Source organism: Pseudomonas sp. RU47 (assembly GCF_004011755.1).
Classification (GTDB): domain Bacteria; phylum Pseudomonadota; class Gammaproteobacteria; order Pseudomonadales; family Pseudomonadaceae; genus Aquipseudomonas.
In genome coordinates, this window is record NZ_CP022411.1 from 3,534,304 (window position 1) to 3,547,427 (window position 13,124).

9 protein-coding genes and 2 pseudogenes are annotated in these 13,124 nt (G+C 59.6%); 10 read left to right on the top strand and 1 reads right to left on the bottom strand.

Translation table 11 applies throughout. From position 1 onward, the window contains the following. From CCX46_RS15975 to CCX46_RS15985, 3 genes are read left to right on the top strand one after another with little or no spacing between them, the layout of a single operon-like run. The gene (locus CCX46_RS15975; protein ID WP_127927948.1) at positions 1-2,397 is read left to right on the top strand and encodes an acyl-CoA reductase; all 2,397 of its coding nucleotides are present in this window, start codon (positions 1-3) and stop codon (positions 2,395-2,397) included. A 41-nt stretch (positions 2,398-2,438) separates the two neighbouring features. Continuing rightward, positions 2,439-3,740, top strand: coding sequence for an AMP-binding protein (locus CCX46_RS15980; RefSeq protein WP_127927950.1), 1,302 nt, complete (start codon positions 2,439-2,441; stop codon positions 3,738-3,740). Next, positions 3,728-4,666, top strand: a complete 939-nt coding sequence (locus CCX46_RS15985) for a GNAT family N-acetyltransferase (RefSeq protein WP_127927952.1) — start codon at positions 3,728-3,730, stop codon at positions 4,664-4,666. Before CCX46_RS15980 ends, CCX46_RS15985 begins: the two co-directional genes overlap by 13 nt. Positions 4,667-4,726: 60 nt before the next feature. Here CCX46_RS15985 and CCX46_RS15990 read toward each other — a convergent pair whose 3' ends face one another. After that, positions 4,727-5,254 (bottom strand): hypothetical protein, encoded by a 528-nt coding sequence (locus CCX46_RS15990; protein ID WP_127927954.1) that lies wholly within the window; start codon positions 5,252-5,254, stop codon positions 4,727-4,729. A 380-nt stretch (positions 5,255-5,634) separates the two neighbouring features. Between CCX46_RS15990 and CCX46_RS31160 the strand changes: the two are divergent. The 7 genes and pseudogenes from CCX46_RS31160 to glgA all read left to right on the top strand — a co-directional run. Beyond that, positions 5,635-6,765 (top strand): annotated as a pseudogene (locus tag CCX46_RS31160) (HAMP domain-containing protein); the annotation flags it as partial. 333 nt (positions 6,766-7,098) lie between these two features. Further along, positions 7,099-7,626, top strand: a pseudogene (locus tag CCX46_RS31165) (methyl-accepting chemotaxis protein); the annotation flags it as partial. Positions 7,627-7,950: 324 nt separating this feature from the next. After that, on the top strand, positions 7,951-8,397 hold the full coding sequence (locus tag CCX46_RS16000) for a DUF411 domain-containing protein (RefSeq protein WP_038368994.1): 447 nt from the start codon (positions 7,951-7,953) through the stop codon (positions 8,395-8,397). Continuing rightward, positions 8,397-8,831 (top strand): YqaA family protein, encoded by a 435-nt coding sequence (locus CCX46_RS16005; RefSeq protein ID WP_127930407.1) that lies wholly within the window; start codon positions 8,397-8,399, stop codon positions 8,829-8,831. The genes CCX46_RS16000 and CCX46_RS16005 overlap by 1 nt, the downstream gene beginning before the upstream one ends. A gap of 87 nt (positions 8,832-8,918) precedes the next feature. Beyond that, the gene (locus tag CCX46_RS16010; RefSeq protein ID WP_127927958.1) at positions 8,919-9,968 is read left to right on the top strand and encodes an alpha/beta fold hydrolase; all 1,050 of its coding nucleotides are present in this window, start codon (positions 8,919-8,921) and stop codon (positions 9,966-9,968) included. Positions 9,969-9,981: 13 nt separating this feature from the next. Then, positions 9,982-10,935, top strand: a complete 954-nt coding sequence (locus CCX46_RS16015; protein ID WP_127927960.1) for a D-2-hydroxyacid dehydrogenase family protein — start codon at positions 9,982-9,984, stop codon at positions 10,933-10,935. A 592-nt stretch (positions 10,936-11,527) separates the two neighbouring features. After that, positions 11,528-13,114, top strand: a complete 1,587-nt coding sequence (glgA, locus tag CCX46_RS16020) for a glycogen synthase GlgA (RefSeq protein WP_127927962.1) — start codon at positions 11,528-11,530, stop codon at positions 13,112-13,114. Positions 13,115-13,124: the final 10 nt, after the last annotated feature.

Below are 13,124 nucleotides of genomic sequence, written 5' to 3' on the forward strand. Positions count from 1 at the left end.
ATGTACTTGATCAAAGGAGAACTGCACGCGGACGTCGACCTCGACAATGCGCTGGCACTGCTGCATCAGACCTTGCCGCAGCACCTGAACACGCCGCTCGACAGCGCCACCGTACTGACCGCAACCACCAACTTTGCCCAACATTTGCGCAGCGCCGAGTTGCCGCTGGATGACGCGCAACGCCAGGCGCTGATCGACTTCTGCCAGCCTCGCACTCTGCAAACCAAGCTTGAAAGAGAATTGGGCGATCAAGCCGCAACCCTGCGGCGTCTCGATTATCGGCAATCGCACTTTGAACGCTGGAGTCCGCTGGGTCTGGTGGTCCATGTCACACCGGCAAACGCGCCACTGCTGGCGTGCTGCGCGATGATCGAAAGCCTCTTGGCCGGCAACATCAATTGGCTGCGTCCCAGCCGCAGCGACCACGGTTTGACGGCGCGTGTGCTGCACGCGTTAGTGCAATGCGACCCCAGCGATCAGCTGCGCTATCACGTCGCCGTGCTGCCGGTGGCAACCGAGCAGATCGGTCGCTTGTGCAAAATGGCCAACGGCGTATCGGCGTGGGGTGGCGAAGCGGCGCTGCAAGCGATCCGCCAACAGCTGCCACCCGGTTGTCGCTGGATCGACTGGGGGCACCGCATCAGTTTTGCCTATCTGACGCCGGACGCAGCCTCGCCGCAGGCACTGGAGGCGATCGTCGATGAGGTATGTCGACTGGATCAACAGGCCTGCTCCAGCCCGCAGTGGCTATTGGTCGACAGCGATGATCCCATCGTTCTTGAGGACATCGGCTGCGCATTGGCCAAAGCGTTCGAGCGGCGTGCCGAGCACTGGCCGGCGCTGGTCCCGACCGTGCAGGAAGCCAGCGAAATCAGCAGCCACGGCATGATGACGCGTTTGAGCAGGAGTTTTTCCGGAGTCACGGCGCAGGTCTGGAGTGCGCCGGGCTGGCGCGTTGTCTGGAGCCACAATGAGATGCTCGCGCCCTCGCCGCTGTTTCGTACGCTGCTGCTCAAACCGCTGCCACGCGAGCGCCTGTCGCAAACCCTGCTGCCTTGGCGCAACGTGTTGCAGAGCTGTGCGTTGGTGTGCAGCGAGGCACAGATCGCAGAACTGTCGCGGACACTGATTGCGGCGGGCGTCAGCCGAATTGCACCGATCGAGGCGATCCATGACGGCTATGACGGGGAACCCCACGACGGCGTTTACGCGCTGCAACGCCTGAGCCGCCGTGTGTCGGTGAGCATCGCGGCGACGCAACTGCCCAGCCACATGACCCTTGATCGAACACCTTGTGCGCTGCACCCGACGAACGTGCCGATCACCGACAAAGAAGCGTTTATCGCACGACCGACGACAGCGGCGGCGCAGCTGTTTTTCCGCTCCGGCGGCAGCAGCGGCACACCGGCGTTGTCGGGATTCAGTTACCACGATTTTCAACGGCAAATGCAGGCGACAGCCGACGGGTTGTTCGCGGCGGGGCTCGATCCGGCCCGCGACAAGGTGATGAACCTGTTTTTCAGTGGCGGTTTGTATGGCGGCTTTTTCAGTTTTGCCAAAGTCCTCGAACTGCTGGGCGCCACCCACCTGCCCATGGGCGCCCCCGCCGATGATGACTACAGCGATATTGCACAAGTAATCATCGAGCAGCGTGTGACTGTATTGATCGGCATGCCCAGCACCCTGCATCGCTTGTTCCTCAACGAACAGCAGCGTCTGAGCCGTTATGGCGCGATTGAAAAAGTGTTTCTCGGTGGTGAACACATCAGTGATCAGTGTCGTGAGCTATTGCAACGCTGCGGCGTCTCCAGCATTCGCTCGGCGGTGTACGGCAGTGTCGATGCGGGGCCATTCGGGCATGCCTGCGTCGCCACCGGCGATGGTGTGTTTCATCTGATGGACACCATCCAGCATCTGGAAATCGTTGCCCTGGAGGAGGACGTTCCGGTCGCCGACAATGAAATTGGCCGCTTGCTGTTCACCTCGAAAGCACGCGAGGGCCAACGGGTGCAACGTTATGAAGTCGGCGATACCGGTCGATGGCTGCACGGCGCCTGCGCATGCGGACTGAATTCGCCGCGCTTCGAACTGCTGCAACGGCACGGCCGACTGTTGCGCATCGGCACCGATTTCATTTGCCTGAATGAACTCGCCGGGCACCTGCAAGCACCGTTTCAGTTGCACCTCGATCACGCCCCTGATGGTCTGGAGCGCTTGCTGATTCGCAGCTCCGGCGAGCCTGCCGACATCCTCGGCCGACTGCTGAACTACTCGACGCTGGCCGTTCTGCAGCGCACCGGACTGCTCACGGTTGAAGCGCAAACTTGCGAGCCGCAGCAGTTCTGCAGAAACCGACACAGCGGAAAAATCCCGTCAGTCATCGACGCGCGCCGTTAAGAGCACTATCGCCTACGGCGGCCATCATCCAGGACAACATCATGAACACAACACTTGAGTTAAACGCGCTGGTCGCTTTTGCCCGTGAACATTCAAAGTATTACGCCAGACATTTGCATCACGTTACAGCGCAGGTCAGCACACTGGATGAACTTCCGGTCATCGATCCGCAACACTACTGGGCAACCAGCCAGAACTTCGACCAATGGTCCGTACTGACATCAACGGTTGAGCGCGCACTGGTGTTCAAGACCGGAGGAACATCCAGCGCCGGTAAACTTTCGGCATTTACCCGCGAAGAATGGCAGACACTTGTAAAAGACTTTGGCAGCCATCTCGGCAATCAATTGAATCCCGGAGACCGGGTGGCAAATCTGTTCTTTGTTGGCGATCTGTATGCCAGTTTCATTTTTATCCATGACGCACTGGCGCAGGAAACGGCGGGTGTCACCGAGTACCCGTTTACCGGTGATGTCGACCCTTTTGTGCTGGCAGATTCCATCCATCAGCACCGGATCAACGTGCTGGCCGGTGTGCCCGCGCAATTGCTGGCGTTCGCCGGCGTGCTGGAGCGCCAGGCGCAAACGCTGGTTGAAGTCGAGACCATACTTTATGGCGGAGAAAGCCTGTTCGCCGGTCAATTGCAGTTATTGCAGCGGGTGTTTCCCAACGCGCGGATCGCCTCCATCGGCTACGCCAGTGTCGACGCTGGTTTCATCGGCGCCACAAGCCGCGATTGCGCCTTGGGTGAACACCGGATGCTGGCCAGCCACAGCCTGCTGGAAATCGTCGACGAACACACCGGAGAAGTGATCGAAGAATGCGACCGCAGCGGGCGACTGCTGATCACCAACCTCACCCGTCGGCTGATGCCACTGATTCGCTACCCCGTGGGCGACCTCGCCTGTTGGCGAGAGCCGGCCACGGCGGCCATGCGCAAATTTGCCTTGCTGGGCCGCAGCGCAAGCAGTCAGCGCGTGCGGGTAAGCAGCCTGACCCTGCTGGTCGAGGACATCACCAGAATCGTCCAGCGCAGTACCGCCAGCGACGACTGGCAACTGGTCATCAGCCAATCGGCAAACGTCGATATCCTGCGTCTGAAGTGGGTGCCCGACGGGCTCAACGCCGAAAGCACTGACGCCGGAAAAACGCTGCACCGTGAGTTGATCGAGCATTACCCGCTGATGACGCAACTGTGCGATGAGGGCCAACTTGAACTGCAGGTTGTCCATTGCACAACCGATGAACTCGCTCGACATCCGCGCTCCGGCAAGCGGCAACGAATCGTCGACCTGCGCATCTACGACACCCAACGCCCGGAGCAACGCCCATGGACGACTTGACGCTGCGCAGCTATCGAAGCACCGACGCCGGAGCTGTCAGCCGCCTGTTCCGGGAAATCTATGGTGATCACTACGTGCAGCCCCACGTATATTTGCCGTTGATGATCAACCAGAACCATGGCGATGGGAGCTGGCATTCACTGGTGGCGCAGTCCGGCAAAAAGATCCTCGGTCACGCCACGTTATGCAGAAACCCCGGATCGTCCACGGCGGAACTGGCATTGAGCGTGGTCCATCCGTCGACCCGCGGGCAGAACATCGCCACGCAGTTGGGCTCTCGGCTATTGATCCATGCCCAGGCGCTGGGATGCCATGGCGTGACGATCAAACAGGTGACGCAGCATCCCTACACACAGCGCATGGCTGACAGGCTCGGTTTCTGCAGCAGCGGATTGCTGCTCGACTATTGCCCCTCGCCGTTTGGCGAACCGCTGCCGGAGTCCATCGTCATCGGCTACACGCCGATTGATGGCTACCGACGACCGCTCCCGGCACTGCCATGGCCGCAAAGCTGTGCCAGGTTCATGGAGCATTTGTGCGGGGTATACGGGACACAGGACAAAGAGCCGCCCTGGGTGGGGCCGCAGATCCATGTCGAGCCCTGTACCGGGCGCTATGACGTCATGCTGAAAAAACTCGACAGCAGTCTGCTCAAGCAGCTTCAACGACTGCCTGCCCACTGGTTGATCTCGATTCGGCTAAGACTTGCAAACGGATTTGCCTGTGCCGTGGAGAGCCTGACGGCGATGGGTTTCACCTTCACCGGGATTGCCCCGAATGACCGCTGCGCGGGTTGGCTGGCGTTGTTTCATCGGGGCTATCGCCCGCGCTCGCTGGAGTTACATTGCCCGCACATGCAGCGTTTGCATGATCAGGCGCAATCGCAAATCGCAGCGCACGCCAAGGAGGCGTCGCCGCCGTCTTGAGCAAGGGCCGGCCCATCGGTATCGCCCGTTCAAACCATGAACGGGCGACAACTGATCAGCTTACGCCTTGGCCTTGACGCCCTGATCGACCGGTTTAGGCGCGTTGCCATCACCATAGTTCTTCAGGTTCTGCAGGACGTAGATCGCTTTCTTGAACTCGGGAATCAGGTTTTTGCCGTAGGCATTGCCATTGAGACCATTGTTCTGGATCGCGTCGAGTTGGGTGGCGAAATATTCCAGTGCGTTGAATTTCGCGTCGATGTCTTTGGTCACGCCAAAACGGTCGAACTTGTCCCCGGCGGCTTTCAACGTGAACGAGGTGACCTCGGAGATCAACCCGCGGCTACGCAGCATCTCGCTCAGATTACCCAATTGTTTTACCGAAACATTCGCCGGATCGAAGCCCTTGATCGCTTTGCGCATACCCTGCTTGTCCATTTCGGCAGTGTTCAGCGCGTTGGGATCGTTGCCGACCATGTTGAGCATCTGCTGCACTTTGACGCTCTGGCTGACTTGTTTCTTTGCGCCGGTGTCGCGTACCAGAAGTCCTGCCTTGGCCTGCCAGCCGCCAACGTTACCGATCGTCATGAGAAGACTCCCTGTGAAAAACCATAAAAATTCCGTGGGCAATGCCATCAATGGCCGCGAGTATCAGCGGGCGAACTGATGGCACCAACCTCTTTCTGCACATTTTTACAATTCTTGTACATTCTCGATACAAAAGCAAAACAGCCCGTAAACCTTGACCCAGAGCTGTCATGCCAATGCAACGAAAATGACTTTTTCTCGCGATCAGGCACGTTAGCCACAGCACCTGTATCGGGTCTGATACCGACCAGTCATCGGCACCGGTGTTTTTTAGGACGCCAGTACCTAAAGGTTCCCGGCACATCGACGATACGCTGTGGATACCCGCACTGTTTTACCCCTGCCCCCTAATAAGAAACGCTGCTCAAGGACCGGTTTCCATGCCCGCATTCCGTACTATTTCGGCTCGCTACACGCTGTTTCTGGTTCTGTTCATCCTGCTGCTGTCGGTGTTGACCGTGGTCGGCATCAGCCAATTGGTCGCCCCCAAACTGCGTCAGACCGAAGAACAGGTGGTCCTCAACCGCATCGCCGAAGTGGCCGAGCAGATTCAGGGCGAGTTGAACAAAGTGCAGGCGCAACAGCGCAGCATCACCCAGACGATTCCGTTGCTCGATAGCGCCGCCATCGACACGGTGTTGCCAGGCCTGGTCGATCAGTACGGCGAGTTGAAGGTGTTCGGCGGCGGGATCTGGCCGCTGCCGGGGCAGCGTGAAGCTGGGCGCAACAAATTCAGTACGTTCTGGCACCGCGATGCCTCGGGCAAACTGGCGGTGAATACATTCTGGAACAGTGACGCAGCCCCCAACTATTACGACCAGAGCTGGTACAAGGGCGGCATGGCCACACCACGCGGCCAATGTGCCTGGGCGGCCGCATACAAAGATGACGCCAGTGCCGAGCCGCGCACCAACTGCGCCATGGCCATCCAGAAAAACGGCAGTGCCTGGGGCGTGTCGACCATCGACGTCACCCTCGGCTTTTTCAACGATCTGGTGGCGCGCAAGGAAAAAGACCTCAACGCCGAAATGCTCATCGTTGAAGCCGACGGCAAGATCATCAGTAACAGTTCACGCATCAGTGGCCCGATCGTGCTGAAGAACATCAGCGAACTGGCCGCCACTTCAACCTTTGCCAGCCAGGTCAAAGCCGGCCTGCAAAACCGCGATCAGGCTCAGCGCGTCGAGTTCAACAACAACGGTGATGCCAGCACCTTCTTCATGCGCCCGATTGAAGGCACGCCGTGGTTCCTCGCCACCGCCCTGCCGACAAAAATGCTCACGGCCCAGCGTGATGACGTCCTCAGCACCCTGAGCCTGTTGCAGATTCCGCTGGTGATCCTGCTGGTGCTGTTGCAGGTCTATGCGATTCGCCAGTTGGTGCAGCGCATGAAAGCGTTGAAAGCCAATATCGACTTGCTGTCCAGCGGCGATGCCGACCTGACCCGGCGCATTACCATTCGCGCCGAAGATGAACTCGGCGCCATCGGCCACTCGGTCAACACCTTCATCGCCTACCTGCAGAACATGATCGGCGAAGTCACCCAGGCCACCGGCGCCATGGCGTCGAGCCTCGACAACCTGCAACGTACCTCGGCGCACACCAGCCAGATCCTCCTGCGTCACGCCTCGGAAACCGACCAGACCGTTACCGCTATCACCGAGATGAGTTCGACCGCAGAAAGCGTTGCGCAGAATGCCGCCGAAACCGCAGCGTTCACACAGCGCGCCAACGAAAACGCCGACCGTTCCCGCGTGGTCGTGGGCGAAGCCACCAACAGTGTCGTGGCGCTGATCGATGAAGTGGCCAGTGCTACACACAAAGTTGAAAACATGCAGCAGGACGCTCAACGCATCACCGAAATACTCGGGGTGATCGGCGCGATCGCCGGCCAGACCAACCTGTTGGCGCTCAACGCCGCAATCGAAGCAGCTCGCGCCGGTGAACAGGGCCGGGGGTTTGCCGTGGTTGCCGATGAAGTCCGCGCCCTCGCCGCGCGCACGCAGGCCAGCACCTCGGAAATCAACGAGATGTTGACGCGCCTGACGCAGGGCGTGAGTTCGTCGGTCAGCGCCATGGAAAACACCCAGGCCAGTTGCCAGTCCGCCGCCGATGCCACCGCACGGGTCAACTCGGGTCTGGATGAAATGGCCGGTTCGGTCAGCCATATCAACAGCCTCAGCACCCAGATCGCCACCGCCGCCGAGCAGCAAAGCGCCGTCACCGAAGAGATCAACCGCAGCATGGTGCAGATCCGTCACATGGTCGATGAACTGGTGCAGAGCGGCAAAGCCAGCGAGCTCAACACCCACCAGTTGCTCGAGGCCAATAGCCGGGTGAGCGCGATCATGGGGCGTTTCAAAGTCCGCTGATTCATGCAGGAATTTCTGCCAACCCGATAACCCCTGTGGGAGCGAGCCTGCTCGCGAAAGCGTCATTTGAGTCACTGCATCCAGTGCCTGACACACTGCCTTCGCGAGCAGGCTCGCTCCCACAGGGTTCGACGGCGTTCACACCATCGCCAGATGTGGCCACCTGACAACTTTGTCATCTCGCGCTCAGCAACCTGTCAGCCTTGATCTACGATCATCGTGCCAGCCTGCCTTGCAACAACTGGAAACATTGCGTTGATGCCTGGCGGAAAAAACCGTTCAAAATGCGTTCTTTTTGACCGTCACCCGAGCCGAGGACCCGCTATGCGAACCCACCTGCGTCTGGTCGCCCTGAGCGCCCTGTTCATTTCCTCCCTGGCCCAGGCCGCCGATCTGATCCCGATCGAAGTGCACCGCGATGCCAACTGCGGCTGCTGCAAAAAATGGATCAGCCACCTCGAAGCCAACGGTTTCAAAGTCGACGATCACGTTGAAAGCGACATGAGCAGCTTCAAGCAACAACATGGCGTTCCGCCGCGTCTGGCCTCGTGCCACACCGCAATCATCAACGGCAAATTCGTCGAGGGCCATGTGCCGGCAGAACAAGTGCTGGCCCTGAGCAAGCGTGACGACCTGCTCGGCGTGGCCGCACCGGGCATGCCGATGGGTTCGCCGGGCATGGAAATGGACGGCATGAGCGATGCTTATCAGGTCATCGGCCTGAAGAAGGATGGCGCTGATGTCGTGGTGGCGGACTACCCGGCCCATTGATCGGCGCGGCTTACTTCGGGCTGTTCCTTGCCGCGTTCGGTGCAGCGACCTTGTTGCCGCTGCAGTCCGAGGCATTGCTGGTCGGGCTGATCGCCAGTGATCGCTACTGGCTGTGGGGATTGCTGGCCGTCGCGACGCTGGGCAACGTACTCGGCTCGCTGGTCAACTGGTGGCTGGGCCGTGGCATCGAGCGTTTTCAGGATCGGCGCTGGTTTCCGGTCAGCCCCGCGCACATGACCAAGGCGCGCAAACACTATGAGCGCTACGGGCATTGGTCGTTGCTGCTCAGTTGGCTGCCAATCATCGGCGATCCACTGACGCTGATTGCCGGTGTCATGCGCGAGCCGCTCGGGCGGTTTCTGTTGATCGTCACCCTGGCCAAAGGTGCACGCTATGGCGTGCTGGCCGTGCTGACCCTGGGCTGGCTCGGTTGAACGATCAGGCGCAGGCATTGCCTGTGTTTAACGTCGCCATAATCCAGCCGTTCCAGCATCGGCCGATTTCAAACGGAGTTTGACCTTATGTCTGTCACGTTTTCCCGTTGGCTCCCCTCCCTGTTCCTCTGCGCCGCCCTGCCCTTGTCTGCGCAGGCTGCCGCGCCAGCCGAAGCAACGCCTGAAGGCCCGGCCTACGGTCCCGAACTGCAAGGCTTCGAATACCCTTACACGCTTAAACACTTTGCGTTTCAGTCTCAGGGCAAATCCCTGCAAATGGGTTACATGGACGTCGCCGCTCATGGCAAGGCCAATGGCCGCACCGTGGTGCTGATGCACGGCAAGAATTTTTGCGCAGCCACCTGGGACAGTTCGATCAAGGCCTTGAGCGAGTCCGGTTACCGGGTGATCGCGCCGGATCAGATCGGCTTCTGCACCTCGAGCAAACCCGACAATTATCAATACAGCTTCCAGCAATTGGCGACCAACACCCAACAATTGCTCAAAGCGCTGGGCATTCAGAAAGCCACGCTGCTCGGCCACTCCACCGGTGGCATGCTCGCCACCCGCTATGCCTTGTTGTTCCCGGAACAGGTCGAACAATTGGCATTGGTCAACCCAATCGGTCTGGAAGACTGGAAAGCCCTTGGCGTGCCCTATCGCACGGTGGATCAGTGGTATCAGCGCGAACTGAAAGTCAGTGCCCAAGGCATTCGCGACTATGAACGCACCACCTATTACGACGGCCGCTGGAAACCGGAATTCGACCGTTGGGTAGACATGCTCGCCGGCCTGAGCAAAGGCCCGGGCAAGACGCAAGTGGCGTGGAACTCGGCGCTGATCTACGACATGATTTTCACCCAGCCGGTGTACTACGAATTCAAGGACCTGAAGATGCCGACCCTGCTGCTGATCGGCACCTCCGACACCACCGCCATCGGCAAGGACCTCGCGCCGCCTGAGGTGAAAGCGAAAATCGGTCACTATGAGGTGCTCGGCAAACAAGTGGCCAAGCTGATCCCGCAGTCGACGCTGGTGGAATTTCCCGGCATGGGTCACGCGCCACAAATGGAAGAGCCGGCGCAGTTCCACAAGGCCCTGCTCGACTGGCTGAATACATCCAATCCCGTTCGTTGATGAGGTAAGGCTGATGGCGGTGCAGATTGCAGTAATCGATGACTGGCAGGACGTGGCCCGCGATGTGGTCGACTGGTCAGTACTCGATAGCCTTGGTGAAGTGACGTTCGAGCATGATTACCCGGCCGACAACGCCACATTGGCCGAGCGTCTCGGCCGGTATCAGGTGATCTGTGTGATGCGCGAACGCACGCGTTTCGATGAAGACCTGCTCAAGCGCTTGCCCAATCTCAAGTTGCTGGTCACCGGCGGCATGCGCAACGCGGCGCTGGACATGCAAGCAGCGGCAAAACTGGGCATCACGGTCTGCGGCACTGACAGTTACAAGCATGCCGCGCCGGAGTTGACCTGGGCGCTGATCATGGCAGCGACGCGTAATCTGGTGAATGAGGCCAACTCCCTGCGCGCAGGCCATTGGCAACAGGGTCTGGGCGGCGACCTGCATGGCAAGACCCTCGGGATTCTCGGCCTGGGCAGCATTGGCCAGCGCGTCGCCCAGTTCGGCCAGGTGTTCGGCATGCGAGTGATTGCCTGGAGCGAAAACCTCACGGCAGAACGAGCTGAACAAGTGGGCGTGACGTACGTGAACAAGCAGGCACTGTTCGAGCAGGCTGACGTACTGTCGGTGCATCTGGTGCTCAGCGAGCGCAGTCGCGGGCTGGTCGATGCGCAGGCGCTGGGCTGGATGAAACCGACGGCCCTGCTGGTCAACACCGCGCGCGGGCCGATTGTCGATGAAGCCGCGCTGATCAAGGCCTTGCAGAAACAGCAGATCGCCGGGGCCGCACTGGACGTATTCGAGCAGGAACCGCTGCCGGCCATGCACCCGTTTCGCACACTCGACAATGTGTTGGCGACGCCGCATGTCGGGTATGTCAGTCGGCAGAACTATGAGCAGTTCTTTTCGCAGATGATCGAGGATGTTCAGGCTTGGGCGGCTGGGGATCCGGTTCGCCTGTTGAACTGACCCTTCTCTGCAAATAGAGGGTGAAGTCACTATTGCTATCGCGAGCAGGCTCACTCCTACAGGGGAACGCATTTCAACTGTAGGAGTGAGCCTGCTCGCGATAGCGTCATAACAGTCACCCCATCAGCAAACTGCCCGCACCACAACAGTGCAACCGCCCTCCTCGCTAGCACAAAATCGTGACCACCCAGTCACCGTTTTGGCCCTCCCTCGCAGAAAAACCTGCACTTCGTCGGTGCGTTTGCCCCAACAAAGTAAGGTTTGCACCGACCGCCAACCGATTGTCGAACAATTTACCCATTTGCTCTGGCCCGCTCTAGGATCTGGCCTAGACTGGTTTTTTCGGGGTACGACCTGTCGGTCACATTGCGGAAAAAAACTCGAAACTTTTGCGCAAAGCGGCGGGTCATCTGAAAGGCAGGGCCAAAGCGACTGGTGCAATCCTTGCAACGGCCCGTTCACCCATTCTGCTTGCGCGTGTTGGGTAGCGTTTGCTCACCGATGCGTGGCGCGTTTGCGCCCGGCCACAGGATTTGGCCATGGACATCGCTTGTTCAAGACAAGAATCAGATCAACGATACGGGAGATTCATATGATCAGTGCGGCATTGGATATTCAGGGAGAGCGTGCTCAGCAGGCGGTTGGTGAATCGAGCACCGTCAGTGTTCCCGGCAGCCGACAGATCAACGTCCCCGGCACCAAAACGCTGACTCCGGTAGCGAGCCAGAACCCCAACAAGAAAAAAGTGTTGTTCGTGACTTCGGAAATCGCCGATCTGGTGAAAACCGGTGGTCTGGGCGACGTCTCCGCTGCCCTGCCCCGCGCGATGGCCCATCTGCACGATGTTCGCGTGCTGATCCCCGGTTACCCGCAAGTGATGCACAGCGAGAATCCGATCCACATCATCGGCGAACTCGGCGGCCACGCCGCATTGCCACCGTGCAAGATCGGGCGCATGGACATGCCGGACGGTCTGGTCATCTACGTGTTGATCTGCCCTGAACTCTACGAGCGCGAAGGCTCGCCCTACGGCGCCAACAACGGTCGCGACTGGCCGGACAATCACATTCGTTTCGCCCGCCTCGGCCTGGCCGCTGCCGACATCGCCGCCAACCTCGCACAAATTCACTGGTGCCCGGATCTGGTGCACGCCCATGACTGGCCGGCCGGCCTCGCCCCGGCTTATATGCACTGGCGCGGGCAGCGCACGCCGACCCTGTTCACCATTCACAACCTCGCCTATCAAGGCGTGACCAGCCTCGGTTCCTGCCCTGAACTGGGGATTCCCAACCATGCCCTGCAGCAGGAAGGCATGGAGTTCTACGGCAAGATGTCGTTCCTCAAGGCCGGCATGGCCTATTCGAGCCACATCACCACGGTCAGCGCAACTTATGCGCAGGAAATCACCACCCCGGATTTCGGCTGCGGCCTCGACGGTTTTCTCGCCGCCAAGACCCAGCAAGGCTTGCTCAGCGGTATCCCCAACGGCATCGACGAGAGCTGGGACGCCGCCACCGATCCGCACCTGTTCGCACCGTTCGCCATGGGTGACTGGGAAGGCAAAGCGGTCAACGCCGCGCATGTGCGTGAGCTGTTTGAATTGAATGACTCAGCAGGCCCGTTGTTCGCCGTGGTGTCGCGACTGGTTTATCAAAAAGGTCTGGACCTGACGATAGCGGTATCCGAGTACATCGTTAAAAACGGCGGCCAGATCGCCATCATCGGTCGTGGCGAACCGGAAGAGGAACAAGCCATGCGTGAACTGGCGCTGCGCTTTCCCGGGCAAATTGGCGTGCGCATTGGCTTCAATGAAACCGACGCCCGCCGCATGTTCGCCGGCAGCGATTTCCTGCTGATGCCCTCGCGTTACGAGCCTTGCGGTTTGAGCCAGATGTACGCCCAGCGTTTCGGCTCGCTGCCGGTAGCGCGCAACACTGGCGGGCTGGCCGACACCATTGAAAACGGCGTCACCGGTTTCCTCTTCGATGAATCCACCGCCGAAAGCTATCAGGAAGCCCTCAGTCGCGCGTTCAAGGTCTTCGCTTTTCCCGAACTGCTCAATGCCATGCGTTGCCGGGCGATGGCTGCACCGTTCAACTGGTGCAAAGCGGTTGAACCGTACGCCGAACTCTACGAACAACTGGTGGCCAAGGCGCTGGGTAAAGCTCACCACAAATAACCAGGGAGGT